The sequence below is a fragment of the Streptomyces sp. NPDC043746 genome (assembly GCF_056436485.1).
Map to the genome: position 1 here is coordinate 1 of NZ_JBWKCM010000031.1, position 25,720 is coordinate 25,720.

The following is a 25,720-nucleotide window of genomic DNA, read 5'->3' on the forward strand; positions in this document are numbered from 1 at the left end:
CTCCCCCCCCCCCCCCCCCCCCCCCCCCCCCCCCCCCCCACCCCCCCTCCCCCCCCCCCCTCCCCCCCCCCCCCCCCCCCCCCCCCCCCCCCCCCCCCCCACCCTGGGGCGCTTCTGCCTATCGTGACGGCCATGGACGTGTTCGACGAGCTGTTGCAGGGTGTGCGGGGCAGAGGGGCGGTGTTCGGCCGGTCGGTGCTGTGGCCGCCGTGGTCCCTGCGCTTCACGGACGGGGCCTACCTGACGCTCTGCCTGCCGATGCGGGGGGCCGGGTGGATCGTTCCGGAGGGCGGCGGACCCCTGCGGCTGTCGTCCGGGGAGGCCGCGATCGTCCGGGGTCCGGCGCCGTTCACCTTCACCGACGACCCGGCACGGGTGAACGGCCCGCAGGCGGGCGTACGGGAGGTGCGCTGGGAGGACGAGGTCCCGCCGCCCTCCGGCCCCGGCCCCGAACTGGCGGGTCCCACCGTGCTGCTGGCCGCCGCCTACGATGTGCGGGCCGAGGTGCCCCGGCGCCTCCTGCGGGCTCTTCCGCCCGCTCTCGTCGTCCCCGACGAGGACGACTGCGGGCCGCTGCGCGACTATCTGGTCGCCCAGATCGGCGGTGCGCGGCCCGGCCACCAGATCGTGCTGGACCGGCTGCTCGACTGGATGCTCGTATGCACCCTGCGGGACTGGTTCGACCGCCCGGAGGCCGAGCCGCCCGGCTGGTACGGAGCCCTCGGCGACGCGGTCGCCGGGCCCGCGATCAGGGCGATGCACAGCGACCCGGCGCACCCCTGGACGACGGCGGAGCTGGCGGCCCGGGCCGGGGTGTCGCGGACGACCCTGGCGAAGCGGTTCACGGAGTTGGTCGGGGACGGCCCGGTGGCGTATCTGACCGAGTGGCGCATGACCCTCGCCGCCGACCTCCTGACCCGGCCCGAACTGACGGTGGCGGCGGTGGCCCGGCGGGTGGGCTACGCGGACGCGTTCGGCTTCAGCGCGGCCTTCAAACGGCTCCGGGGCGAGAGCCCGACCGCCTACCGCCGGGCGGCGACGGCGGTCGGGGGCGAGGGCGGTCGGAAGACCCCGGCGGGGTGAGCCGGGCCCCGGGGCGGATCACCCCCAGGCCCCCTCCGCCGCCGCGTCCCGGAAGACGTCGGACACATCGCGCGGGGGCCGGCCCAGGGCGCGGTGGACGCCGTCCTTCAGCGGGGCCTCCCGGCTGGTTCGGATCGGGTCCAGGGCGGCCGTCCAGAGGTCGGCCTCCACCTCCGCCATGCCCCGTCCGACCAGCGCGTCCCGGAACGCGGACTCCTCCAGCGGGGCGTAGGAGGCCCGCCGCCCGGACACCTTGGCGATCTCGTCCAGGACGTCGGGGACGCTCAGCGCGCGCGGGCCCGACAGTTCGTACACCTGGCCGTCGTGGCCGTCCTCGGTGAGCGCCGCCACCGCCACAGCGGCGATGTCGTCCGCGTCGACGTAGGCCGCCCGGCCGCCCCCGACGGGGAGGGCGAGCTCACCGTCGCGTACGCCTTCGAGGAAGACGCCCTCGCTGAAGTTCTGGGCGAACCAGCCGGGGCGCAGGATCGTCCAGGCCAGGCCGGAGGCGCGTACGGCCTGCTCCCCCCGCAGGTGGGGGCCGTTGTCGAGGAGGGGGGAACCGAAGTAGCCCGGTACGTCGACGCCCCGGGCCGAGAGCAGCACGAGCCGCCGCACCCCGGCCGCGGCGGCCTGCTCGACGAGGGCGGGGGTCGGGGAGGGCTCGATGTCCAGAGGGACGATGTAGACGGCGGCGGCCCCCTTCAGGGCGGGCGCCCAGGTCTCCGGGGACTCCCAGTCGAACGGGGTCTCGCCGGACCGCGAGGCCGCCCGGACCTCCACGTCCAGGTCGCGGAGGCGGGCCACCACCCGGCGGCCGGTCTTGCCGGTGCCGCCGATCACCAGGACGGGGGACGAAGGGTGCGCTGCTGCTTCTGTCGGCTGTGTCATGGCCCCAGCCTCGCCCGGCGCCCCGTGCCCCGCCATGGCTCAGCGTCCGGGAGGGATGTCCGCCCGTCCGGCGTACGCCGGGCCCGCGCCCGCTCCCCCACGGCCGGGGGAAGCCCGAGCCCTTGCCCTTGCCCTCACGGCCCTTCCTGACGGAACGTCATATCAGTGACCCGGCGGAGTGTCCGCGGTCGTGTCGGTCCCGAGGGGCGCCCGGGCCGGCCGGCGGGCCCCTGCGAGAAGCCGGTGACCGCCGCCGCCAACGGGACCGCCGCCGGGATCGGCGCGCATCCGGCGGGGGCGCCGAGCGCCCTCTCAGGAGTGCTGGGCCACGTACTCCGCCAACGCCCGCCGGTACGCGGTCAGCCGGGAGGTCCGGCCGATGGTGAGGGCGCCGACCAGTCGGCCGTCCAGGTGGTAGCTGACCTCCAGGCGGCGGGCCTCGCGGTCGCACTCGTGGACCTTCACCATGTCGCCGAGTCCGGGCAGCCCCACCGAGCGGAGCCGGACGCCGTGGACGTCGGACCAGAAGGAGGGCACCTCGGAGAAGACCGGGGCCGCCTCGTCCAGCAGCAGCGTGCGGGCCGCCGCCACGCCCTGTTCGACCGCGCCGGACCAGTGGCCGAGGGCCGGGGCGGCGCCGCCCGCCAGGGGCTGCGGGACCCGGGCCGCGTCGCCCGCCACGACCACACCGGGCACCACGCTGCCGTCCGGGAAGAGGGCGCGCAGCCGTGTGTCGGTGGGCACTCCCCCGACCGCCTCGATCCCCGACCCGGCCAGCCAGCCGGTGGCCGGGACGGCGCCCAGGGCCAGCAGCGCGACATCGGCCGCGAGGATCCGGCCGTCGGACAGCCGCGCGCCGGTGAGCGCACCGGCGGGGGCGGGTCCGGTCGGCGCGGCGGCGGTGCCGCCACCGGTCGGCGGGGCGTGTGCCGAAGCGGCAGCCGTACGGAACTCCGTCACCGTGGTGCCGGTCCGCAGGTCGATGCCCGCCTCCCGGTGGAGCATCCCCATGAAGGCGCCCACCTCCGTGCCGACCGCCCGCTCCAGCGGTACGGCCCCGGCCTCCACGAGGGTGACGTCGAGCCCGAGCGCCCGGCCGGCCGCGGCGGCCTCACCGCCGAGGAACCCGGCGCCGACGACGAGCAGCCTCCGCCCGGGGGTGAGCGCGGCCCGCAGCGCGAGGGCGTCGTCGCGCCCGCGCAGGGTGAACACGCCCTGGTCCGGACCCGGTTCACCGGGGAACACCCCGGACCGTGCGTCGGCCCCGGTGGCGATCAGCAGACCGTCGTACGGGAGGCGCGTACCGTCGGCGAGGGTGACGATCCGGCTGGCCGGGTCGAGCCCGACCGCGGAGCGTCCCAGCAGCCAGGAGGCCCCGAGGCCGTCGGGGACGGGGAGCGCGGTGTCGTCCGGTGAGCTGTCGGTGAGGAACCGCTTGGAGAGGGGCGGGCGGTCGTAGGGGGTGTGCTGTTCCGCCCCGACGAGGGTCAGGCTTCCCGTGAACCCCTCGGCGCGCAGCGTCTCGGCGGCCCGCAGACCCGCCAGCGAGGCCCCGACGATCACGATGTCGCGCGGACGGCCGGTGCCGGTCACGCGACGGGGGCCACGGTGATGGCGCGGACCGGGCAGGCGGCGGCGGCCTTCTCGATCCTGTCGCGGAGCGCGTCGTCCGGCGCCGGGTCGTACTGGAGGTATTCGTCGTCGTCGAAGGAGAAGGTCTCGGGAGCAGCGAAGACGCACTGGCCGTGGCTCTCGCAGACGTCCATGTCCACGGTGATCTGCATGGTGACTCCGTCACAGGTAGAGCGGGCGAACCGATGGGAGCGGGGGAAGCGGCGGCAGCGGGGGAGGAGCGGGGCGGCCGGGCGGGGGTCAGGCGGCCGTCGGCGGGTTGAAGCGGGAGTAGGCGGGCGCGGACCAGCGCAGCGGTGAGGCCGCCGCCACCTCCCGTACGGCGGCGATCTCGAACTCCACCAGCCGCTGGGCCCCGGGGTGGCGGGCCGCCTCCGCCTCGTCCCACACCGTGCGGGCGGAGCCGGTGAGGTGGAGGGAGGTGCCGGTCTCCCAGCCGGGGACGAGGAGGCCGGCGGCCGGGTTGAGTTCGAGGTTGCCGAGGGTCAGGAACATGGCGTTGCCCACGTAGTCGGGCCAGCGCAGCAGCCGGGGCGAGAGCACCTGGACGAAGCCGGGGTTGCCGCCCCGGTGCGAGGCGTCGGCGTCACCGTCCGGGGCGGCGGTGGCGACGAAGAAGGTGTCGGCTTCCCGCAGGGTCCGCTGCTGCCGCGGGCTCAGTTCCGTGCCGTCGACAGCGCCGCGGGCGGCCGGGGCCGCCGCGTCCGCGACCGGGTGGTGGTCGCGTTTCTGGATGTACTTGGGGCAGTTGGCGATGACCTGGTCGAGCTCGACGCGCAGTCCGTCGCCGTCTCGGACGGCCCGGCCGTTCATCCGCATCCGGCGCCGGGTGGCCGGCTCGATGCCGAGCATGCCGATGCGGGCGGGTCCCCGGCCGGAGCCGGAGCCCGTTTCGGCACCGGCTCCGGTCAGGACCGCCGCGAGCGGGTCCTCCGGCGGGGGCAGCGTCGCGATGTGCAGGGTGTGCGGCCCGGGGACGGTCAGGAAGCCCGGCTCCCCGGTGAGCTGGGTCGCCCAGATACGGCCCCGCTCGTCCGTGCCGCCCACCACCACATGGGGCTGTTCGGCGAGGAAGGCCACCGCCACCTCGGGGACGGTGTCGCCGATGGCACCCTGCGAGTACTCGGCCTCGCGGGCGAGTCCCGCCCGCTCCTGCACGGCGATCTCACCGTGGTGGTAGCCGCCCATGGTCCTGCCTTTCCACCGAGGAGGGGGCCGGTGCCGGACAGGTCGCCGGCACCGGGGGCCGGTGCCTTCGGGCACCGGGCGAAGCTGCGCGAGGCGCTGTCGGCCTAGAAGAAGCCGCAGGTGGGCGCACCCGGGGTCGGGGCGTCCGCCGGGTCGGCGCCGGTGGGCGCGTAGATCTCCAGGCGGATGCCGTCGGGGTCGGTGAAGAAGATGCCGCCCGAGGTGCCGTTCTCGCCGTGCGGCACCACTCCGTCGTAGTTGAACTCCGCACCCAGGTTGCGCAGGACCTCCTCGGTGGCCCGGACCTCCTCGACGGTGTCCACCTGGAAGGAGAGGTGGTGCAGCCCGGGCAGCGTGGAGCTGAAGGTGCCCTCGCTCTGCTGCCACAGCGCCACCAGGAGCCGGGGCCCGCGACCGAGGAAGGCCCAGCGGCGGTCCTCTTCCTTGCCCTCGGCCAGCACCTCGAAGTCGAAGACTTCGCGGTAGAAGGCGAGCGAACGGTCCAGATCGGTGACGTTGAGGCCGATGTGGCCGGTCTGCAGGTTCTTCGCCTTGCTCATGGTCAATCCCCATGCTTTCGGTCAGGGCCGCGAGGTGATCTCGTAACCTGTGAAAGCGACTTTAACGGTTAGAGATGCACCGGTCAACCGGTGATCTTGATTTGTCCGGTTACCATCGGGGGAACATTTCCCCACCGAGCCCGCGACGGAAGGATCCAGCCGTGCCGCACCCCCCAGGGGCCGACCCCCGTCCGCTCACCGGTGAACCGCTCGCCCTCGATCTGCTCAACACGCGCTGGGGCGATGCGGAGGGCGAGCACGACCTGCTCGCATCCGAGGCCGGTCTGGCCCTCTGGCTGGCCAGTACGCCGGTCCGCGAGCAGATGGGGCCCCTCTCCGCCGCCGCCGACGGCGTCACCCTGGGCCGGCTCCGGGAGACCCGAACGGCCCTCGAAGCACTGGCCGCGGCGGCCACCCAGCACAAGGCGGTCACCAGGGGCGCCGCCGCCGCGCTCAACACGGTCCTCGCCCACGGCCGCATCCGCCGCGCCCTGGCGGTCGGCGGGCTCCCGGAGTCGGTGGTGGAGGTGGACGACCCGTCCTGGGCCCCCGCCTGGTACGCGGCGGACAACTGGCTCAAGCTGGTGGCGGACCGGCCCGACCGCATCCGCCCGTGCGCGAACGACGCCTGCGTCCTGCACTTCTACGACGTCTCCAAGAACGGGACCCGCCGCTGGTGCTCCATGGCCGGCTGCGGCAACCGGGCGAAGGCCCAGCGCCACTACGCCCGCCGCACGAACGCGGGCGGGTGAGGAGCGCCTCCGCATGAACGTTCCCGCACAGCCGAAGGGCCCGGCCACCGCCCCATGACGGGCGGCGGCCGGGCCCTTCGGCTGCGGGATCGGCGTCGGGCCCCCGGACTACGGGGGCGGGTTCGGGTTCGGATTCGGCCCCCGCCAGGGGGCGGAACCGGGTTCAGGGCCCGGCCCCGGCCACCGGAGCGGGGCCGGGGCCGGGTCCGAACCGGGTCAGGGGACGGTCGGGGTCGGCGCTCCGGGCTCCTCCGCCCGGTACTCCGCCGCCCTCGGCCCCTGCTCGCGCAGCGCGGCCCGGCGCACCTTGCCCGAAGTGGTCCGCGGCAGGGCCGCCGCGAACTCCAGCACCCGCACCCGCTTCTCCGGCGGCAGCAGGGCGCTCGCCGCGTCCAGGATCTCCCGGGCCGTCGCGGCGGAGGCCGGGCGTCCGGCGGCCGGGACCACGAAGGCCTTCGGCGCCCAGAGCCCCACCGGGTCGGGCACCGGGACCACCGCCGCGTCGGCCACCGCCGGGTGGCGCAGCAGGGCGTCCTCCAGCTCGCGCGGCGAGATCCGGTGGTCGAACGACTTGAACATGTCGTCCGAGCGCGCCAGGTACGTCAGCGAACCGTCGGGCTCCCGCCGGGCCAGGTCCCCCGACCGGTAGTAGCCGCCGGCCAGCGCCTTCGCGGTGCGGCCGGGGTCACCGACGTACCCCCGCATCAGCCCCAGCGGCCCGTCGGCCAGGTCGAGGCAGACCTCCCCGGGCACCCCGTCGGCCACCGGCTCCCCGCTCTCGGGGTCGACCAGCACCACCGTGTAGCCGGGCAGCGGGAACCCCATGCTGCCGGGCAGGGCGGGGCGGCCGGGCGGGTTGCCGATCTGGCCCGTGGTCTCCGTCTGGCCGTACCCGTCCCGCAGGTCGAGCCCCCACTCCCTGCCGACCAGCTCCACGAGGGAGGTCTCCAGCGGTTCGCCCGCCGCGACCGTCTCGCGCAGCGCGGGCGGCCGGTCGCCCAGGCCGTGCGCCGCGAGGCCCCGCCAGACGGTCGGCGGTGCGCAGAACGTCGAGACCCCGCGGGTCCGCAGGACCTCCAGGATCTCCGCCGGGGTGGAGCGGGCCGCGTCCAGGGCGACGACGGTGGCCTCGGCGTTCCAGGGCACGAAGAGCGAGCTCCAGGCGTGCTTGGCCCACCCCGGCGCGGAGATGTTCAGATGGACGTCGCCCGGCCGGACCCCGTTCCAGTACATGCCGGAGAGATGGCCCACCGGGTAGCTGACGTGGGTGTGCTCCACCATCTTCGGGCGCGAGGTGGTGCCGGAGGTGAAGTAGCGGAACAGCGGGTCGTCCGCGCGGGTCGGCCCGTCCGGGGTGAACTCCTCCGGGGCGGTCAGGGAGTCGGCGTACCGCTGCCAGCCCGGGGCCGCACCGCCGACGGCGATCCCCTGCCAGCCGCCGGGCCCTCCGGCGAACCGGTCCGCCAGCTCCGCCTCCGCGACGACGTGCCGTACCTCGCCGCGCTCCAGCCGGTCGGCCAGTTCGCCGGGGGTCGCGGTGGTGTAGGTGGGGATGACGACCGCGCCCAGCTTGATCGCGGCGAGCATGGTCTCCCAGACCTCCGCCCGGTTGCCCAGCATCAGCAGGAGCGGGTCGCCCCGGCGCACCCCGATGCCGCGCAGCCAGTTGGCGACCTGGCCGGAGCGGCGGGCGAGTTCCCCGTAGCCGATCAGCCGGTCGGAGGCGGGGCCGCCGGAGCCGACGACCCGCAGCGCGTCCCGGTCGCCCCGGGTGGCGACGGTGTCGAAGTAGTCCAGGGCCCAGTTGAAGTGCTCGGGCCTGGGCCAGCGGAAGGCCTCGACCGCCTTCGCCAGATCCGTACGGTGGAGGAGCAGGGTGTCCCGTGCGGCGAGGAACTCCTGCGCGGGGACGGACAGTCGGCCGACGGGGGCGTCGGTGTGGAGGGTCTCGGTCATGCCCCTTCCCCCCGACGCGCGCCGACCGCCGCGCCGAGCCCCGGGGACGCCGGGGAACCGGACTGCTGGGCCGGGATGATCGCCGGGGTGGTCGCCTCCCGGTCCGCACCCGTACCGAGCGGACGCAGCACGTCCACCGCGATGGCGTCGGCGTCCTGGTAGAAGAGGGTGTTCACGCCGGGGCGGCTGCTGCCCACCTGGGTGAACCAGCGGGTGTGCTCGGTCGGGATGCCCAGGCCGTACAGGTCCGGCCGGACCCGGCCGGCCGCGTCGACCACGTGGAAGGGGCTCGTGGTGACCTCCAGGCCTCCGGTGGCGTACCCCTCGCCCTCCGGCCCCTCGATGACGTACGGCCGGACCATGCCCTCCGCGACCAGCTGGCGCGTCAGCGGTGAGGTGTCCCGGAGCAGGTCCGGGGTGGGGATACGGGCGTCGATCAGGCTCTGCACATGCCGGGCCGACCCCTTGACCTGCGGGGAGACCACCCGGAACGCCCCGGCCGCGTCATCCGCCTCGAAACGGGTGCCCGGGCCGGCCACCTCCACGATCCCCTGCCGGACGAGCGCCCTGAGCTGCTCGACCCGGGCCATCGGCGGACCTGCCGAGAGCAGGGCGTTGACCGGCAGGAAGCGGCCGTGGAAGAAGCCGGTGTGCGAGGCGGGCAGCAGTCCGCCGTAGTCCACCGCGAGGCGCACCACGTTGCGGATGTCCCGCAGCACGTCGAGCGCGGACTTCAACGGCCCGTCCAGCGTGCCCAGTTCCGCCTGTGCGAGGTCCTCGTCCATCACGGCGAGCAGCCGCTCGCGGAACTCCTCCGGTGAGGCGAAACGGTCGTCGCCGAACGGCCGTGCCAGCGCGTCGAGATCGACCGGGGCGACGTCCCCGAGCCCGGCGGCGGCCCGCAGCGGACCGGGGTCCCCTCCGGAGAGCAGCAGTTCGGCATGGGCGTCGGAGAAGGTCTCGGCCGCCTCGGGACCGGCGGAGTTGCGGACGTGGGTCACGTAGAAGACGTGGTCGATCTCCTGCTGGAGCAGCGGCAGGACGTCCTCGGCGAAGTCCAACTGGCCGCTTCCGCCGCGCCTTCGGCGCGCCGCCACCAGGGCGTCCCGGGTGAGGAAGCGGGCCCGGTGGCTGAAGTCGGGGCGCTTCTGGTTGCGGCCCCGGGCCGGGATCGGCAGTCCGCTGCGGGAGCCGGCCACGATGTGCGGCTCGCGCCCGCTGGGCACGTACCGCAGCTCGCTTCCGCCGTCCGCCCCCTCCGCCTGCCGGAACGTGCCGCCGCGGCCGACCGTGAGCGAGAGCATCACGTCGTAGAAGGAGAGTCCGAGGCCCTTGATCCCGACCGCGCTGCCCGGCGGGACGGTGTCCTCGTCGAGCGCCATGTCCGCGGCCGAGTCTCCGCAGAGGTAGTGGGTGCCCGGGGTGCGCTCGGTGAAGTCGAGCATGGTCCGCTCGAACGCGTCGGGGGCGTTGAAGGGGTGGCCGGTGGCGAGGACCACCCGGTCGGCCTCCAGCAGGTGCGGCGCGGATTCCAGGCTGAGCAGATAGCGGTCGTCGGGGCCGGTGCGCAGGGCGGTGACCCGGCCGGTGACCGGGACCAGCTCGACATGGGCGGGCAGGTGCTCCGCGATCGTACGGTGGACGTGGGCGAGGTACTGGCCGTAGCGGACGCGGGGCGCGTAGTCGTCGGGGCCGAGGGCCGGTTCGCCCGCGATCTCGTGACGGTGGGCGATCCACTCACCGAGCGAGGGGCCGGCGCCGGGGCGGTCGGGGCCGCCGTCCGGGCCGCCGGAGTACATGGTCACCTGGCTGATGACGGTGTTCATCGTGAACCAGTCGTCCTGATCGGTGCGCCACACACGGCCCGCGCCGATCTCCGTGGCGTCGATGAACAGCACGCGCACCGGGCGCGGGGCCCGGTCTGCTGCGGCCGTCCCGGCGGCTTCGGCCGCCTCGGCCGCTTCAGCCGCCTCGGCGGTGGCGCGTACGGCGATCCTTTCCAGTACGGAGATCCCGCGCGGGCCACTGCCGACGACGGCGATGACCAGGGGGTGCGGAGTGGATTCGAGTCCGGACACAGGAGCTTCCTTGGAGTGAGGAGGGAACACACGGCGATGGGCGCACCTGCCGGACCGGCCCGCACGGCATGGGCGGCACACGGGCCCGGCGGATCTGCGCGACGGGAGGTCAGACCGGCAGGGCGGCCCGGCCGTCGGGCCCCTCACCCCGCGCCAGAGCGGCCCGGTCGAAGGACTCCTGGGTGTGCGAGAGCATCCCGAGCAGGTCGTCGGCGCGCAGCCGCTCCCGGCCCGGCACGGGGGTGGCCGCGATCGGCATCGCCCCGGTGGAGTGCCACTGGAGCGTGCCCCGGGTGTCGATGTAGCTGCGGGAACGGTTGGCGTTGTCGGCGTGCAGGCAGTACGGGACGTCCAGCAGCCCGCGCCGGAACGCCTCGGTGAGGGCCCGCCCGACGTCCGGGTGGAGGCCGAGCACGGTGTCGATCAGGGTCCTGGCCTCGGCCTCCACCCCGAACTCCGGCTCGACCGCGCTCGCGCGCGCCGGATCCCCGGCGGCGGCCCGTGCCGCCTCCTCCAGGGCGTGGATGTTGTCCTGGATGGTGGGGATGCGGTGCGCCTCGGCCGGGGTCTTCACGATCATGCGCTCGGTCCCGGTCCGCATGGCCAGCACCGCGCTGTCGCGGAGCAGTCCGAGGGCGCCGCCGGTGGTGCGCGGGAAGACGCCCATGTACGTGTAGAGCACCACGTGCCAGTCGAGCCCGGCCAGATGCTCCCCGGCCAGGGTCCGCATCGCCTGGAGCGCCTCGACGTCCTGGCCGTGGTGGGTCTGCTGGGCGTAGCTGAGGGAGACGCTGCGTACGCCGTACTGCCGGAAGAAGATGCCTTCCAGCACCGAGAGCGCGACGAGCAGCCCCGGCGGACAGAGCTGGCCCAGCATGCAGCCGCCGAAGCTCTCCAGGTGGGTGCCGGGCCGGGAGGCGAGGAGTTCGCAGCTGCGCGCCCAGGCGTCCACGGAGGTGCGGATCGGGGTGCGGCTGTAGGGCAGGCAGTACGAGACCGGTCCGCCCTCGGTGGCGTCGAGTCCGGCGTCCAGCAGGGCCCGGATGATGCCGATCGGGTCGGCGGAGCCGTGCCGCACCTGGACGGCGAAACCGTCCCCGACCAGGTCGGAGACGAGCCGGCGGGTGGTGTCGGCGCCGTGGGCGACGATGGGGTAGCCGTTGAGGTCGGTCCCCTCAGCGAGCGCGCGGGCGGCCGAGTCGTTGTCACCGACGCGGGTGTAGCTGTCGATGGTCAGGGTGCCGACGGTCCGGGCGCGGGCGCCCTTCACCGCGAGGAGCCCCTCGCGCATCCGGGGCAGGTCGGCGAAGCCCATCCGCGGCTGGACCAGGAGCTCCCCGGCCCGCCGGGCGTCGGCGACGGCCGTGGCGAAGGCGCCCCGCTCCGGTGTCGGTGCCACGGGGGCGGGGTGGGGGCCGGACACGCTCACCGGGCACCCGACGTGAGGAGTTCGGGGCGGGCGGCGGTGCCGATGTACTGGCGGAACTCCGCGATCCCGGCGCCGTCCTCGAAGACCGCGTCGAACCCGGCGGCCAGCAGCTCCGGTCCGTACGAGTCGGCGTCCGTGCCTCGGACCCCGAGCTTTCCGCCGATGACGACGGGCAGGTCCCGCAGGTCGGGCTGGTCGCGGAGGCGGCGCACGGCCCGGGAGCCGTCGAGCGCGCCGTGTCCGTTGACGCTGCTGATGACGACGAGGTCCGGCCGGACCCGGCGGCACTCCTCGATCAGCAGTTCGTCGGGGACGCAGGAGCCGATGTTGGTCACCTCGTGACCCATCTCCTCCAGCAGTAACTGGAGGAAGACCAGGTTCCAGGTGTGGGAGTCGGAGGAGACGCTCGAGACGAGCACCCGGCGACCGGGGCGCTCCTGGGTGGCCGGGGCGGCTGCCCGCGGCTCCATCGCCTGTCCGTTGAGGTTCAGGGGCTGGACGCTGTACGACGACAAGACACTGTTCTTTCGCTCGGGACGGGAGTACGGGCGCGGGGGTGGGGCGGTGCTCACTGCGGGGGTGCCCGGTACCGGGGTGGTGCCGGAGGGCGGGCAGGGCGTCCGGCCCGGGAGGTGGGGGCGGTCGGCCCTGCCCGCGGTCAGGGGGCGGCGACCACGCCGACCTGGCGGACCGGCTTCTGCGGAGCGCGGGCCTCCACCGGCCGGGTGCGGATGGCGAGCACGGTGCAGCCGGTGCGGCTGGACATCTGGTGCTCGGTGCCCGGTCCCTCGACGACCAGGTCTCCCTTGACGTACGAGATGCCGTCGCTGTGGTCCAGCACACCGTCGAGCACGAGCATCAGCTCATAGCCGAGGTGCTCGTGGAAGTCGCCGTGGGCGCCGGGCGGGAAGCGGAGCAGCAGGCTGACCGACTTCTCACCGCTCTCCTCGTCGGGCGCCCACAGGACGTGGTGCTCGACCCCGTTACGGCCGGGCTCGTCCCAGGTGACCCACTTGATGTCGTCGAGTTCGAAGCCACTGCGGAATACGTTGGGTATATAGCTGATGTCTGACACGTTGCGCGCCTCTCGCGAGATGGTCCGCATTCATGAACCAGACTGTCAGCGTCGCGCGCGTGCCGTTGTGCACAGAAATCGATGGCTGCTATCGATTTTCCCGATCGCTCGTATGCGCGGGGCCCCACAGACGCCAACGGGCGGGTGGGTAAGCAGAGTTCCGCTTACCCACCCGCCCGTTGGACGACACGCTCGTGAACGACCCGTGAACGATCGACTTCCGAATGACCCGTGAACGGCCGGTTCCTGAACGGCCGGTTCCTGAACGGCCGGTTCCCGAACGGCCCGTTCCTGAACGGCCCGTTCCTGAACGGCCCGTTCCTGAACGAGTCGCGGGAACGGCTTCCCCGCTAGGCGATCTGCGGCTCCCGGTCCCGGCCGACCCGGATCGCGACGTCCCGGACGGCCGAGACCGCGGCGACGGCCATCTCACGGCCGAGCCACATCGCCCGGACGCCGAGCCGGACGCGCGGCAGTCCGGGCAGCACGGTCAGGCCGGTCGCCTCGGACTCGGTACCGACGGACTCGGCCGGCAGCATCGCGATACCGTAGCCCGCGCGCGCCAACTCCCTTGCACCACCCATCGATCCGGCCTCGATGACCTGCGGTTCGATGCCGTGGATCTCGCGCAGGGCGGTGACCAGGAGCTGGTGCGAAGCACAGTCGGGATCGACGGCGAGGACCTTCACCGCCGCCAGGGCCGCCCGCCGGTCGACGGCCTCGGCCAGGGCGAAGGAGCCGACGGCGAAGACCTCCAGATCCGGCAGCCGCTCCACCACGACACCCGGCGGGTCGGCCTCGGTGCCGATGAAGTCCCCGTGGACCAGCGCGAGATCGAGATCTCCGTCCCGAACGGCCTTCGCCGCGGACACGATCGAGAGCTGGCGGGGCGAGATCTGCACGCGGGGATAACGGTAGCGGCTCTCCTTGATGAGGGAGCCGACGCGGGTCTCCAGCAGCAGGGCTGAGGCCCCTACGGTCGCACGCCCCTCGGGCTCACCCGGCGGATTGAGGGCGGTGGCCATCTCGTCGACGACGCTGAATATGCGCTTCGCGTATTCGTGGAATATGACTCCGGAGGGAGTCAGCCGGACACCGTGCGGTAAACGTTGGACCAGCGGCATACCCACCCGGGATTCCAGCAGGCGAATGTGTGAGGTGACGCTGGACTGGGCGTACCCGAGGCTCCGGGCTGCCTTCGTTAGGCTCCCCAGCCGGGCAACCTCCCGGAAAGTTCTCAGCTGGTAGAGAGCAATGTCTAAAGTCATGTTTCCCCCCAAGAAACGCAGCTTTACCTGAAAAGCAACAGCACCGGGCACCGAGTCACGACACCCCCCACTGCGACGATCTTCGACCGGAGCCGAGCACGCGCGACAGGGAGACAAGGAAATGCCCCCCTTTTTTCACCCTACCGACCCCGTCGGCTCGGTAACCTAACGGGCACCTTCACAATATTACGTTAGATTTGAGATCTAAGCATGCGGCATGTGCCACGGACAAGCCCAATGTGCCCACCGCCCACCGCACCCTCGTGAGGACCCCATGTCGCCCAGTAATCCACCCCTGGTCACCACACCGGAAGACGTCCCTCCACTCAACGGCGAGCCACTCCCCCTGGAGTTCTCCAACACCGTCTTCCCGGTGCGCGGCACCCTGCGCGACGGGTTCCGCACACCGGAACACGTCTCCTGGTGGCTGCGCTCCTGCCGGCACCTCTTCACCACCTCCCTCCTCGAACCGGACCTCGCCGCGGTCGACGAGACGGACGCCCACTGTTTCGTGCTGCTGCGCGACGCCGCCCGCCGGCTGATCGACGCCCACGTCCGGGGCCACGACCCCGATCCGTGGGACGTCGCCCAGGTCAACCGCGTCTCCGCGCTGGGCCGGCCCTGGCCCGCCCTGCGCTGGGAGGCCGGCCGGCGCCCCGGCGCCCTGCACTGCAGCACCGCACCGCCCGTCGTCACCGTGCAGGCCGAGATCGCCCAGGCTCTCGTCGAACTGCTGGCCGGGATCACTCCCGCCCTGCCGACCGCGTGCCCGGCGCCCGGCTGCGTCTTCTTCTTCGACGCCGGGCGCTCCCGGCGACAGTGGTGCTCGCAGGGCTGCGGCAACCGGGCCCGGGCGGCCCGGCACTACGCGCGGCATCAGGGCACCGCAGCTTCCGGCCATTCCTCAATCTAACGCCCTCAAGGCCAAGCACGCGTTAGAGAACCGTGGCGGGCGCATGAACCCTGCCCCCTGCCTGCTGTCATCGGATTTACCGATGGCCGGCATCTGCGAAGCCACCGGTGACAGAACTCGACAGCGCCCTACGTTTTCCGGCGAAGCACTTGCACGCCACAGCGGCGCCATGCACCAGGTCGCCGCGGCCGGAAACCACAGACAGGGATGCCCTTCATGCTTCGCTCCGTCCACCAGCGCAAGACAACGTTCCGGGTCGCCGTGGCCGGCCTCGCCTTCGCGGGCGTCGCCGCACTGGCCCCCGCCGCACCCGCCGCCGCCACCACGGTCACCCACACCATCCCGGAGACCTCGCGCGGCTCCAACGACCACGTCCTGTACTGGAACAACGCGCTGCTCGACGTCTTCCGACACACCGGCGGCACCCCGGGCCCGCTGACCCGCGGCGGCGCCATCATGGACCTGGCGATCTACGACGTCGTCAACTCGATCCGCACGATCGGCAAGCCCTATCTGGTCAAGGACACGTCGGCGGCCGGCTCCTACGGGGCGCTCAACACCGCGATCGACCACGCCGCCTACTCCACCCTGCGCACCTCGTTCCCGAACTACCCGGTGGCCGACCTGGACGCCAAGCTCGCCGCCGCCCTCGCCCTGCCGGACGTCGGCAACGCCGCCCAGCGCGAGCAGGGCAGACGCCTCGGCGTCAAGATAGCCAAGGCCCACCTGGCGAACCGGGCGAACGACGGCTCCGCCGACACCACCCCGTACGTGGCCACCAACGCCCCCGGCCACTGGACCCCCGCCCCGGGCAAGCCGGCCGGCGGCCCCAACTGGGGCAAGGTGAAGCCCTTCGCGATCAGCTCGGGCAGCAAGTTCCGCCCGGGCCCGATCGGTGGCTTCACCACCCCGCAGGCGCTCCTGCAGAGCCCGGAGTACGCGGCCCAGGTGAACGAGATCAAGTCCATCGGCGCCAAGAACTCCACCACCAGGACCGCCGACCAGACGCAGCTCGCCCACTACTGGGCCAACGACATCGACGGCACGTACAAGCCGGTGGGCCAGCAGTACGACCACACCGCCGTCATCTTCAAGAAGTACCGCCCCAACGGCAGCTCCTTCGAGAGCGCCAAGCTGTTCGGCCTGACCTCGGCCGCGCTCGCCGACGCCGCCATCGCCATCTGGGACTCCAAGTACGAGACGAGCTGGGACGTATGGCGCCCGGCCGACGCCATCCGCCGCGCGGGTGAGGTCCCGAACCCGAACCTGGTGGCCGACCCGAACTGGGAGCCCCAGGAGCAGGACGCGGCCGGCAACAGCTTCTCGCCCAACTTCCCGACCTACGTCTCCGGCCACTCGGGCGTCGGCGCGGCCTGGGCCGGGATCGTGAAGCACTACTTCGGCACGGACAACCTGTCCTTCACCGCCGGCACCGACGACCCGCACGCCCAGGGCGTCACCCGGTCCTTCACGAGCCTGAGCCAGGCCGCCAAGGAGAAGGCCGACAGCCGCAAGTACATCGGCGTCCACTTCGAGTGGGACAACGCCGCGGCCCTGACCCTCGGCTACAAGGTCTCCCACGAGGTCGCGGGCACGATTCTCAACTGACCTCGCGGCACCTGCTCCTGCCACCTACTCAGCGCGGGCGCGTCTGCTGTGGCGCGCCACCCGCACCCGGTTGCCGCAGCCGGCCGTGCACCACGCGCGGCGCGCATGGGTCCTGACGAAGTAGAGGATGCACCCCGGCGCGGGGCAGGCCCTCAGCCGCTCCGCGCCGTCGCCCGCGAACAGCTCCACGGCGGCGGCGGCGACCGCCCCGAGCGCCAGGCGCGAGGGGTCCTCCACCGGCCGGCGGACCACGGCCCGGAACTCCGGGCCGGGGGCCAGCTCCGGCCAGTCGGCGGCCGTGCGCGCGTAGGTGTTCACCACCGCCACCGCCCCGGGGTCCGGGCTCCCGCCCGAGGTCCGCGCCCCGGCCAGCGACCGCAGGGCCCGGCGCAGCGCCAGGAACTCCTGGTACGGCGCCGGGCCCGCGGGCGGTGCGTCGGCCAGCGCGGCGGCGATGTCGGGGGCGAAGCGGTGGCGCTGGGCGGCCAGCCAGCCGTCCAGGTCCCGCGGCCCCGCGGCGAGTGCGTCGACGAGCCGCCCCCGCACACCGCCTTTGATGTACGTGGTGTTGACCAGGTCGAGGGGGAGCGGCTCGCCCGCGAGCAGCACACCCACCCACGGCTCTCCCCGCTCTTCCCGCTCCTCCGCGACGCTTTCAGCCATCTCCCCATCCTGTCTCGCGGAAAAGCCCCTGCAAAGCTAACGGATGAATCTATGCTTCACCCATTAGCTTGTGAACAGGCCGTCGCGAAAGGAAACCCCGGTGTCCGACGCCCCCTCGACCACGCTCCCCGCTCCGACCCGCGCCCCCTCCCTGCTGACCAGCAAGGCGCCGCCCCGCCCGAAGCCGTCCTTCGTCTCGGTCGCCACCATCGGCGGCACGGCCGCCCTGGTGCTGCTGGTGGCCATCGGCTACGCCCTCGACCAGACGGTGCTCATCCCTCCGCTGGCGGCAAGCGCCGCACTCGTCTTCGCCGCGCCGACGCTGCCGCTGGCCCAGCCGCGCAACGTCATCGGCGGCCAGCTCGTCTCGGCCCTCACGGGCTTCGTGGTCCTCGCCGCGGCGGGCAGCTCGGTCTGGGCCTCGGCGGTCGCGGGCGGTCTGGCGATCGGCGCCATGGCCCTGGCCCGTACGGCCCACTCCCCCGCGGCGGCCACCGCCGTCATCGTCGTGGTGGCCCAGCCCTCGACGCTCCTCTTCCTCGCCCTGCTGCTGCTCGCCACGGTCGTGATCGTCGGCGTCGGCGTCCTGGCCGGGCGCAGCGGCAGGACCGCCCGCTACCCCACCTACTGGTGGTAGGACGACAGCGATGACCAGCAGATACGCGCAGCTACTCTTCACCCCGCCGGTCCAGGTCCACCAGGAGCACCACGGCAGCAGACGGAACTACGCGGCCATGGCCGAGGGCCCGGCCGCGGCGGACCGGCTGACGGCCGCGGAGGCCGCGTTCGCCGCCGCGAGCACCGGCTTCTACCTGGCCACCACCGGCTCCACCGGCTGGCCCTACGTCCAGCACCGGGGAGGGCCGCCCGGCTTCCTTCGGGCCCTGGACGAACGGACCCTGGCCTTCGCCGACTTCCGGGGGAACAAGCAGTACATCACCACCGGAAACCTCGACACCGACAACCGGGTCTCCCTGCTGCTGATGGACCATCCGGCCCGCCGCCGGCTGAAGATCCTCGGCCGCGCCCGGACCGCCGAGGTCTCGGCCTGGCCGGCCGCGGCGGGCCCGCTGGTCCCCGACGGCTACCGGGCGGTGCCGGAGCGGATCATGCTGATCGACGTCGAGGCGTACGACTGGAACTGCCCGCAGCACATCCAGCCGCGCTTCACCCCGGCGGAGCTGGAGGAGGCGCTCGGCCCGGTCCGCGAGCGGATGGCCTCCCTGGAGCAGGAGAACGCCCGGCTCAAGGAGCGCCTGGCCGCCGCGGAGGCGGTGCACCGTGCGCGCTGAGACGGTCGGGGCGAGGGGAGCGGGCGAGGACGGCTGTACGGGGCCGGGGGCCACCCGCGAGGCGTCCGCGGCCCCACCCGACTCCGGCACCGGGACGAGCACCCCCTCCCCCGGCTCCGGCACCCGCCCCGCGGCGGACACGGCCCCGGGCGGCCCCCACCCGGCGATGCGCAGGGCCTTCCCCGGGGGCGGCCGGGCCACGCTCGGGCTGATCGCGCCGCTGGAGTCGTTCCGCGGCGATGTCCCCAGCATGGAGGGCCACTTGGCACGGGTGCGCGCGGCCGAGGAGGCGGGGTTCGCCTCGTTCTGGCTGCGGGACGTCCCGCTCCTGGTGCCCGGCCAGGGCGACGGCGGGCAGCTCTTCGACCCCTGGGTCTACCTCGGCGCCCTGGCCACCGCCACCAGCCGCATCACCCTGGGCACGGCGAGCACCGTCCTCCCGCTGCGCCACCCGGTCCATGTGGCGAAGGCCGCCGCCTCGGTCGACCTGCTCTCCGGCGGGCGCATGCTCCTCGGGATCGCGGTGGGCGACCGGCCGGGCGAGGTCCCGGCGTTCGGCCCCGGCGCCGCGGACCCGGCCGGCCGGCTGCCGGACAGCTGGGCGTATCTGCGCCATCTGACCGGCGGCACGGTCACCGCCGGCCACTCCTCGCCCCTCGGTGAACTGGCCCCCGGGATAGGGATGGTGCCCGGCCCCTCCTTCGGCCGGCTCCCCCTGCTGATGACCGGGCGGGGCGGGCGGACCATCGAGTGGGTCGCCGAACACGCCGACGGCTGGCTGTACTCGGCACTGACGCCTGAGATCCAACGCGCGAACACGGCCCGTTGGCGCCGACTGACCGGCGAGTCGGGCGCGCCGGGCTCCAAGCCGTACGCCCAGGCGGGCTATCTGGTCCTGGACGAGGACCCGCGCTCCGCACCCCGCCCGCTGCCGCAGGGCTGGGCCATGGGGCGCGAGCCGCTGCTCGACCTGTTCAAGACGTACGAGGCGGGCGGCGTCGACCAGTTGATGGTCAACCTGCGGCTCAACCCCCGCCCGGTGGACGAGGTCCTGGCGGAGCTGGCGGAGTACCTGCTGCCGCACTTCCCCACCCCGGGACCGCACGTCTGACGGTCGGCCGGTTCTCCTGGGCGGTGTGACGGGACACGCAGGCACGGAAGCCCCGCTGAAGCCCCTGGGGGAGCCCTTGGGAAACCTACGCACCGTCGGAGGCGGCCGTCGCGGCCCGCACGCCCGCCGCGGCCCTCCGGATGACCAGCGCCATCAGGGCGGCCACGGCGCAGAGCGCCCCCGAGGCGTACCAGACGACGTCGTACGTACCGAAGACGTCCCGCGCGACCCCGCCGAGGAACGCCACCACCGCCGCCCCCACCTGGTGCGAGGCGAGCACCCAGCCGAAGACGATCGCGCTGTCCTGCCCGTACTGCTCCCGGCAGAGCGCGAGCGTCGGCGGGACGGTGGCGACCCAGTCCAGTCCGTAGAAGACGATGAAGAAGACCATCGGCGGGCGTACGTCGGGGGCCATGAGCATCGGCAGGAAGAGCAGGGAGACCCCGCGCAGCGCGTAGTAGACGGCGAGCAGCCGACGGGCGTCGAAGCGGTCGGTGAGCCAGCCGGAGAAGATCGTGCCGATGACGTCGAAGACCCCGATCACCGCGAGCAGCGAGGCGGCTGCCGTGATGGGCATGCCGTGGTCGTGGGCGGAGGGGACGAAGTGGGTGCGGATCAGCCCGTTGGTGGAGGCGCCACAGATCGCGAAGCTTCCGGCCAGGAGCCAGAACGGGCCGGTGCGCGCCGCGTCGAGGAGCACCTTCACCGCGCGACGGGCGGCGCCCCGGGCGGGGGCGGGCTTCGCCACGTACGCCCCGCCGTACGGGGCGAGCCCGACGTCGGCCGGGTGGTCGCGCATCAGGAGCCAGACGAGCGGGACCACGACCAGGGCGGCCAGGGCGACGGTGACCGAGGCGGGCCGCCAGCCGTGCTCGGAGACGATCCAGGCGCAGAGCGGGAGGAAGACGAGCTGCCCGGAGGCTCCGGCGGCGGTGAGGATGCCGGTGACCAGGCCCCGGCGGGCGACGAACCAGCGGTTGGTGACGGTCGCGGCGAACGCCATGGCCATGGAGCCGGTGCCGAGGCCGACGAGCAGCCCCCAGTAGACCATCAGCTGCCAGGAGGCCGTCATCCACACGCTGGCGAGCGCCCCGGCGGCCACCATGGTCAGCGCGACCGCCACGACCCGCCGGATGCCGAACCGGTCCATCAGCGCGGCGGCGAACGGCGCGGTCAGTCCGTACAGCGCCAGGTCGATGGAGACCGCGAGGCCGATCTCGCCGCGCGACCAGCCGAACTCGGTGTGGAGCGGGTCGATCAGGAGCCCGGGGAGGGAGTTGAAGGCGGCGCCGCCGATGATCGTCACGAAGGTGACGGCGGCGACGATCCACGCCCGGTGGATACGGGGACGACGTCCCGCGCGGGACCGCGGACGGACGACGTCCCGGGCCGCGCTTTCGATGGTCTCGGTCACGGGGACCAGCCTCCTGCTCCGCCACCCCGCCCCACGAGTGGCCGGAGGGACATGGTTCGCAGGGATCAGGCCACCGGCCGGGACCGGGCTCCCCGGCGCACCCCCTCGTGCACGCCCCAGGCCACCGCCGCGCCCACCGCGTACCAGAACAGATCCGGCCCGTTGAACGTCGAGCCCAACACCGTCCGGGCGACCGCACTCCGCGCCGAGAGCCCCGCGGGCACCCCCGTGAGTTGGAAGAACTCCACCGCCCAGCTCAGCGCGAGCCCGGTCCCGGCCACGGCGAGGGGCCGCGCGCGGGGAGCGCAGAAGGCGACGAGGGCGCAGAGCAGCACCGTATAGAGCGCGCTCCCCGCGTACTTGGCGAACGGGCCGTCCGCCCCCGCGCGCACGACGAGCCCGGCGGCGACGGTGGCGAGGGCGGCACAGGCCGCGAGGGCACGGGCACGGAGGCCGGAGCACCGCACGGCAGGCCCCCCGCGGACCGGTGACCGGGGGCCGGGAACCCGCACGGGAGACCTCGCCCACAACGGCATCGGCGGCCGGGGCGGGGGCGGGCCGTCGGGAATGGACGCGGTCTCTGTCGGCTTCTCCCTCACGTCGCTAACCTGTATCAGCCCTGGTCCATACCAGCCAGTGACTTTCAGCCGGTCCGAGCTCCGGCGCGCTCCCCGCGGGCCCGCCGACGCATGTGGAGGAGGCCCCATGCCGCACCGCGTCGCCGTCCTGGCCCTGGACGGGCTGCTCCCCTTCGAGCTGGGCATCCCGCACCGGATCTTCGGCCGCTCGCTGGGCCCCGGCCAGGGCGACAGGCGCGAGAAGCTGTACGAGGTCGTGACCTGCTCGGTCCGCCCGCCGGGGCCGGTCCGGACCGACTCCGACTACGCGATCCTCGTGGAGCACGGTCCCGAGGCACTCGCCTCCGCCGACACCGTGGTCGTCCCCGCCTCCTACGAACGGGGACCGGTCTTCGAGGAGGGCAGGCTCACCGAGGAGCTGACGGCCGCTCTCGCGCTGGTCCGGCCGGGCACCCGCATGGTCTCCATCTGCACCGGCGCTTACGTCCTGGCCGCAGCCGGCTACCTGGACGGCCGCCCCGCCACCACGCACTGGTCCTCCGCCGACCACTTCCAGCGGACCTTCCCCCAGGTCCGCGTCGACCCGGACGTGCTGTTCATCGACGACGGCGACGTCCTCACCTCGGCCGGGGTCGCCGCCGGGATCGACCTCTGCCTCCACCTCGTACGCCGCGACCACGGATCGGCCGTCGCCAACGAGATCGCCCGCCGCACGGTGGTCCCCCCGTACCGGGACGGCGGCCAGGCCCAGTTCATCCACCGGCCCGTCCCCGAACCGCAGTTCGCGACCACCACCGCGGCCCGCGCCTGGGCGCTGGGCCGGCTGGACCGGCCGATCCTGCTGCGGGACATGGCCCAGCAGGAGTCGATGAGCGTACGGACCTTCACCCGCCGCTTCCGCGAGGAGGTGGGGGTCAGCCCCGGACAGTGGCTGACGCAGCAACGGGTGGAGCGGGCCCGCCATCTGCTGGAGTCCTCGGACCTCTCCGTCGACCAGGTAGCCCGGGACGCCGGATTCGGCACGGCGACGTCCCTGCGCCAGCACTTCCAGGCGGCCCTGGGCGTCCCGCCGACGGTGTACCGCCGCACGTTCCGTACGTCGGCGGACACCGCATAGGGCGGGGGTACGCCTTCCTGCCCGCCGCCGCCCCCGAGCCGTACCGGGGCCACCGGATCTCCCATCGCCCCGGTCGCGGTGCTCCGAGCCGTACGGGGCCGCCGTGGCATGGCCCCGTACGAAGTCGCGGCGCCGCGAGCCCGGCGGGGCCGCACCGCCTCCCGGGTCAGGCCAGGCCCGGCGCCTTCGTGAAGACGCGGGAGGGCGGCTCGGACACCTCACCGCCCTGCACCACCACCTTCGGCAGCACCTCGCGCACCGCGGGGGCCGCCACCACCGGAGCCCCCCGGTCCACCTCGCACCAGATCCGCTTCCCGGCGCCCTCCGGCTGCCAGCCCCAGCGGTCCGCGAGACCGTCCACCAGCTCCAGGCCCCGGCCGCCCGTGTCCTCGCCCTCCGCGTGGCGCGGGCGCGGCGGGCAGTCGCTGGCGTCCGCGACCTCCACCCGGACGGTCCCGGCCTCCCCGGCGCCGCCTCCCCCGCCGAACAGCATCCGCAGCACGGCGGGGCAGCCCGTGTGGACGACGGCGTTGGTGACCAGCTCCGAGATCAGCAGGATGAGCGTCTCCGCGAGCGGCTCGTCATCCCCTATCCCGGAACCGACCAGACGCGACCGCGCCCACCTACGGGCCCGCCCCACCTCTGCGGGATCCGGACCGACCTCCAGCTGAACCTGAAGCACCTGCACCGCTCACACCATCCGAACCGGCGGACACATCGCCTCGCGCCTCCTCAGGGTCACGGAACGTGATTCCCTTACGCGACAGCATGGTTGACGTACAGTCACCGCAACAAGCGCTTCGGGCATATTCCAGCGCGAAGGAGTATGCGTGGTGCATACTGTGCGACGCACGCTGCGGGGAGTCGAACAGGAGCGCGCAGAGACCGCGAGAATCGCTTCCCGGGCAGGCCCGGCACATCTCCGGCAAGGGCCCTCGCCCCGGACCGGAGCCGCCGCACAGGCCAGCCCCGGATCGTCCGGCTCCAGAACCACTCGCATCCCACGGAGGGTACCCGAGCGCGGGGCCGACTCCACCCGGTGACGAATCACGCAAAGGACACAACCCGGTATCGACGCCGACCGGCTGCACTGAGTCACCCTCCGCCCTGCGCCTCGCCCGCCGTCAACCACACGCCGCCGAACCGCTGCACAACGGCGGTACGAGGACCGGACCACCGCCCAGAGCGGCGGCCAGGATCTCCCCCGTCTCCGCCGCCGTGAGCCACCGGGCCGCCCGCGACCAGGCCCGCTCAAGGTACGGGTGAACATCTGCTTCCCAGGTGAACCCCGTCCCTCCGTGGTTCTGGAGGCGGTCCCGCGCGTTGCGCACGGCCTCCTCGTCGGCCGGCGGTTCGGCGGCCGCGGTCTCCACCGAGTCGGCGGCGAGCGCGGCCACGTACAGGGCACTGCGGGGCCGGTCCGGTGCGGGCGAGCATGTCGGCGCAGAGATGTCCGACGGCCCGGAACGGCCTGGAGGGCGATCCGAACTGTTCCCGGGTACGGGCGTGTTGGACGGCCCTTTCGGTGGTGCGCGTGGCGCTCCCGAGGTGTTCGGCAGCAGTGAGGAGCGCCCCTTGGCCGCGGAGCGCGCCGGGGTACGCCTCCGAGCCACCCGCGAGCCCCCGGACCACCCGGCCCTCACCGAGGGGCGGCCGGGCGGGGGGAGGCAAGGGAGATCCGGATCACCGACGAGCAGGGCAAGCCGCTCCCGTACGGCACGGACGGCGGGGTACGGCTGCGCGGGGAGGTAGCCCGCCGGTGGACGCCCCGCCCCGCGACGAGACGCTGCGCAAGGTGCTCGAGTAAGAGCGGTGGGAACGGTTCGGCGTGGGTGCGTCGGCGGGATCCACGGGGTGGCTCGCCCACTCCCGTGGATCCCGCACCCGTCCGGGACTACTGGTCGTCCGGCTCGATGACGGTGAAGTACCCGGCCAGAGCAGAGACCACATCACTCTCGGCGATCAACCCGTCCCGGTCCGTGTCCAGACTCTGGGCCGCGATGCCCGCGATCTCGGGGCTGGCGCCGAGCACCCTCAGCGCCCGCTCCACGGAGGCCACCGACGCCCGGCCGCCGTTGTTGTCGCTGTCCGCGACCGCGATCGCCGCTCGCAGGAAGGGACGGGCGATCTCCGCGAACCGCTCGGGGCTGTCCCGCAGCCGCTTCACCGCCCCGCCGACGAACTCCTCGCGGGTGACCCGCTGGTCCCCGTCCACATCGGCGATCCCCGCCATGCCCTGCCAGAAGGCCTCGGCCCCGTTGTAGAGCGCCTGGCCCTTGTCGCAGCGGGCCGTCGTACCGAACTCGGCGAGCAGACGGGCGGCTGCGGCGTTGAAATCGGCGCGATCGATGGTGCCGTTGCCGTCCTGGTCGAAGGCGGCGAAACGGTGCGCGATCTTGCGCTCGTACTCTGCGCTGTCCATGCGGGGAGCGTACGTCGCCCGAGGCCTTCACGTGTCACTGCGGGACGGCTCCCGTGTGACAACCTCGCTTCAGCACCGAACGCTTTCGGCCGGTCACGGTCGCCGGTCACGCAGCGGGCGCGGCCACTCACGGACCGTCAGGCCGTGAGCGGCTGGCAGGTCTCCCCGACGGCCGCCGCCGCATCCGGGTAGACGTCGAAGAGCCGACGTACGCCGAGCGCCCCCAGCACCTTGTTGACGTGGGAGCCGTCCTCGGCGCCCCGGGCCGGGAGGATCAGCCGCAGTCGGCCGCCGCAGGACTTCATCAGGCGGCGCGAGGCGATCAGCACCCCGACCCCGCTGGAGTCGCAGAAGAAGACCTCCGAGAGGTCGAGCACCACGTCGTGGCGACCCTCCGCCACCGCGTCGTGGACGGACTGACGCACGACGGGTGAGCTGACGAGATCGAGTTCACCCCGTATCCGCAGCACGGTCCAGTCGCCCTGCTCGGTCTCGTCCACCTTCAGCGTCACGCGACTGGCCCTCTCGTTCCGGGGCTCCCGGCGATCCGGAAGTTTCCGTTCCTCCTCGCGGCTGCCCCACCGCGTATCCATGAAACACCGCCCGCACCCCCGGGCCCAGGCAGTTTCCGGTGGAAATGATCACTTCAGCCTCTTTCCCCTGCTCAGGGAAGCCGGGACGGCAAGAACG

At 73.5% G+C, this 25,720-nt stretch carries 26 protein-coding genes and 1 pseudogene; 8 read left to right on the plus strand and 19 right to left on the minus strand.

Going from position 1 to position 25,720, the window contains the following annotated elements; genetic code table 11:
* The first annotated feature begins 132 nt into the window (after window positions 1-132).
* A complete protein-coding gene (locus tag AC0682_RS26430) occupies window positions 133-1,083 on the plus strand; it encodes an AraC family transcriptional regulator (RefSeq protein ID WP_478535525.1) in 951 nt (316 codons plus the stop codon).
* A gap of 18 nt (window positions 1,084-1,101) precedes the next feature.
* Here AC0682_RS26430 and AC0682_RS26435 read toward each other — a convergent pair whose 3' ends face one another.
* From AC0682_RS26435 to AC0682_RS26455, 5 genes are all read right to left on the minus strand, one after another.
* Window positions 1,102-1,974 carry an NAD(P)H-binding protein gene (locus AC0682_RS26435; RefSeq protein WP_478535527.1) on the minus strand — a complete coding sequence of 291 codons (873 nt, stop codon included), beginning with the start codon at window positions 1,972-1,974 and terminating at the stop codon, window positions 1,102-1,104.
* Between the two features lie 312 nt (window positions 1,975-2,286).
* Entirely contained in the window at window positions 2,287-3,567 is a 1,281-nt protein-coding gene (locus AC0682_RS26440) for an NAD(P)/FAD-dependent oxidoreductase (RefSeq protein ID WP_478535528.1), read from the minus strand.
* Complete coding sequence (locus tag AC0682_RS26445; protein ID WP_478535529.1) at window positions 3,564-3,758, minus strand: ferredoxin; 195 nt, start codon at window positions 3,756-3,758, stop codon at window positions 3,564-3,566. Before AC0682_RS26445 ends, AC0682_RS26440 begins: the two co-directional genes overlap by 4 nt.
* 88 nt (window positions 3,759-3,846) lie before the next feature.
* Entirely contained in the window at window positions 3,847-4,794 is a 948-nt protein-coding gene (locus AC0682_RS26450) for a pyridoxamine 5'-phosphate oxidase family protein (RefSeq protein ID WP_478535530.1), read from the minus strand.
* 104 nt (window positions 4,795-4,898) lie between these two features.
* A complete protein-coding gene (locus AC0682_RS26455; protein ID WP_478535531.1) occupies window positions 4,899-5,354 on the minus strand; it encodes a VOC family protein in 456 nt (151 codons plus the stop codon).
* A 161-nt stretch (window positions 5,355-5,515) separates the two neighbouring features.
* Here AC0682_RS26455 and AC0682_RS26460 point away from each other — a divergent pair, with 161 nt between their 5' ends.
* The gene (locus AC0682_RS26460; RefSeq protein WP_478535532.1) at window positions 5,516-6,106 is read left to right on the plus strand and encodes a CGNR zinc finger domain-containing protein; all 591 of its coding nucleotides are present in this window, start codon (window positions 5,516-5,518) and stop codon (window positions 6,104-6,106) included.
* A gap of 216 nt (window positions 6,107-6,322) precedes the next feature.
* Here AC0682_RS26460 and AC0682_RS26465 read toward each other — a convergent pair whose 3' ends face one another.
* From AC0682_RS26465 to AC0682_RS26490, 6 genes are all read right to left on the minus strand, one after another.
* Window positions 6,323-8,062 carry an AMP-binding protein gene (locus AC0682_RS26465; protein WP_254811960.1) on the minus strand — a complete coding sequence of 580 codons (1,740 nt, stop codon included), beginning with the start codon at window positions 8,060-8,062 and terminating at the stop codon, window positions 6,323-6,325.
* Window positions 8,059-10,140 (minus strand): FAD/NAD(P)-binding protein, encoded by a 2,082-nt coding sequence (locus AC0682_RS26470; RefSeq protein WP_254811961.1) that lies wholly within the window; start codon window positions 10,138-10,140, stop codon window positions 8,059-8,061. The genes AC0682_RS26465 and AC0682_RS26470 overlap by 4 nt, the downstream gene beginning before the upstream one ends.
* A gap of 109 nt (window positions 10,141-10,249) precedes the next feature.
* Window positions 10,250-11,539: a methylaspartate mutase gene (locus AC0682_RS26475; protein WP_478535534.1), complete on the minus strand. Its 1,290-nt coding sequence runs from the start codon at window positions 11,537-11,539 to the stop codon at window positions 10,250-10,252.
* Between the two features lie 26 nt (window positions 11,540-11,565).
* The gene (locus AC0682_RS26480) at window positions 11,566-12,084 is read right to left on the minus strand and encodes a cobalamin B12-binding domain-containing protein (protein WP_478535535.1); all 519 of its coding nucleotides are present in this window, start codon (window positions 12,082-12,084) and stop codon (window positions 11,566-11,568) included.
* A 143-nt stretch (window positions 12,085-12,227) separates the two neighbouring features.
* The gene (locus tag AC0682_RS26485; protein ID WP_478535537.1) at window positions 12,228-12,644 is read right to left on the minus strand and encodes a cupin domain-containing protein; all 417 of its coding nucleotides are present in this window, start codon (window positions 12,642-12,644) and stop codon (window positions 12,228-12,230) included.
* Window positions 12,645-12,994: 350 nt separating this feature from the next.
* Complete coding sequence (locus tag AC0682_RS26490) at window positions 12,995-13,912, minus strand: LysR family transcriptional regulator (protein ID WP_478535539.1); 918 nt, start codon at window positions 13,910-13,912, stop codon at window positions 12,995-12,997.
* Window positions 13,913-14,186: 274 nt separating this feature from the next.
* On the opposite strand from AC0682_RS26490, the gene AC0682_RS26495 reads away from it, so the two are divergent.
* Window positions 14,187-14,825 carry a CGNR zinc finger domain-containing protein gene (locus tag AC0682_RS26495; RefSeq protein WP_478535541.1) on the plus strand — a complete coding sequence of 213 codons (639 nt, stop codon included), beginning with the start codon at window positions 14,187-14,189 and terminating at the stop codon, window positions 14,823-14,825.
* A gap of 216 nt (window positions 14,826-15,041) precedes the next feature.
* A complete protein-coding gene (locus AC0682_RS26500; protein WP_478535543.1) occupies window positions 15,042-16,433 on the plus strand; it encodes a vanadium-dependent haloperoxidase in 1,392 nt (463 codons plus the stop codon).
* A gap of 24 nt (window positions 16,434-16,457) precedes the next feature.
* On the opposite strand, the gene AC0682_RS26505 is transcribed toward AC0682_RS26500, so the two are convergent.
* Entirely contained in the window at window positions 16,458-17,096 is a 639-nt protein-coding gene (locus tag AC0682_RS26505; protein WP_478535545.1) for a CGNR zinc finger domain-containing protein, read from the minus strand.
* A gap of 100 nt (window positions 17,097-17,196) precedes the next feature.
* Between AC0682_RS26505 and AC0682_RS26510 the strand changes: the two genes are divergently transcribed.
* The 3 genes from AC0682_RS26510 to AC0682_RS26520 are packed head-to-tail and all read left to right on the plus strand — an operon-like array spanning window position 17,197 to window position 19,499.
* Window positions 17,197-17,733 carry an HPP family protein gene (locus AC0682_RS26510; protein ID WP_478535547.1) on the plus strand — a complete coding sequence of 179 codons (537 nt, stop codon included), beginning with the start codon at window positions 17,197-17,199 and terminating at the stop codon, window positions 17,731-17,733.
* A 10-nt stretch (window positions 17,734-17,743) separates the two neighbouring features.
* Window positions 17,744-18,388: a pyridoxamine 5'-phosphate oxidase family protein gene (locus AC0682_RS26515; protein ID WP_254811965.1), complete on the plus strand. Its 645-nt coding sequence runs from the start codon at window positions 17,744-17,746 to the stop codon at window positions 18,386-18,388.
* Window positions 18,378-19,499 carry an LLM class flavin-dependent oxidoreductase gene (locus AC0682_RS26520; protein ID WP_478535550.1) on the plus strand — a complete coding sequence of 374 codons (1,122 nt, stop codon included), beginning with the start codon at window positions 18,378-18,380 and terminating at the stop codon, window positions 19,497-19,499. Before AC0682_RS26515 ends, AC0682_RS26520 begins: the two co-directional genes overlap by 11 nt.
* 85 nt (window positions 19,500-19,584) lie before the next feature.
* On the opposite strand, the gene AC0682_RS26525 is transcribed toward AC0682_RS26520, so the two are convergent.
* Both AC0682_RS26525 and AC0682_RS26530 read right to left on the minus strand, forming a co-directional pair.
* On the minus strand, window positions 19,585-20,913 hold the full coding sequence (locus AC0682_RS26525; protein ID WP_478535552.1) for an MFS transporter: 1,329 nt from the start codon (window positions 20,911-20,913) through the stop codon (window positions 19,585-19,587).
* 65 nt (window positions 20,914-20,978) lie between these two features.
* Window positions 20,979-21,380: a ribosomal maturation YjgA family protein gene (locus tag AC0682_RS26530; RefSeq protein ID WP_478535554.1), complete on the minus strand. Its 402-nt coding sequence runs from the start codon at window positions 21,378-21,380 to the stop codon at window positions 20,979-20,981.
* Window positions 21,381-21,618: 238 nt separating this feature from the next.
* Here AC0682_RS26530 and AC0682_RS26535 point away from each other — a divergent pair, with 238 nt between their 5' ends.
* A complete protein-coding gene (locus tag AC0682_RS26535) occupies window positions 21,619-22,608 on the plus strand; it encodes a GlxA family transcriptional regulator (protein WP_478535556.1) in 990 nt (329 codons plus the stop codon).
* A 166-nt stretch (window positions 22,609-22,774) separates the two neighbouring features.
* Here AC0682_RS26535 and AC0682_RS26540 read toward each other — a convergent pair whose 3' ends face one another.
* The 5 genes and pseudogenes from AC0682_RS26540 to AC0682_RS26560 form a co-directional block, all read right to left on the minus strand.
* The gene (locus AC0682_RS26540; protein ID WP_478535558.1) at window positions 22,775-23,296 is read right to left on the minus strand and encodes an ATP-binding protein; all 522 of its coding nucleotides are present in this window, start codon (window positions 23,294-23,296) and stop codon (window positions 22,775-22,777) included.
* Window positions 23,297-23,732: 436 nt separating this feature from the next.
* Window positions 23,733-24,005 (minus strand): hypothetical protein, encoded by a 273-nt coding sequence (locus tag AC0682_RS26545; protein ID WP_478535627.1) that lies wholly within the window; start codon window positions 24,003-24,005, stop codon window positions 23,733-23,735.
* Window positions 24,006-24,090: 85 nt separating this feature from the next.
* Window positions 24,091-24,240, minus strand: a pseudogene (locus AC0682_RS26550) (acyl-CoA dehydrogenase); the annotation flags it as partial.
* Window positions 24,241-24,502: 262 nt separating this feature from the next.
* Window positions 24,503-25,030, minus strand: coding sequence for an EF-hand domain-containing protein (locus tag AC0682_RS26555; RefSeq protein WP_478535560.1), 528 nt, complete (start codon window positions 25,028-25,030; stop codon window positions 24,503-24,505).
* 137 nt (window positions 25,031-25,167) lie between these two features.
* Window positions 25,168-25,542: an STAS domain-containing protein gene (locus AC0682_RS26560; RefSeq protein ID WP_478535562.1), complete on the minus strand. Its 375-nt coding sequence runs from the start codon at window positions 25,540-25,542 to the stop codon at window positions 25,168-25,170.
* Between the last annotated feature and the right edge of the window lie 178 nt (window positions 25,543-25,720).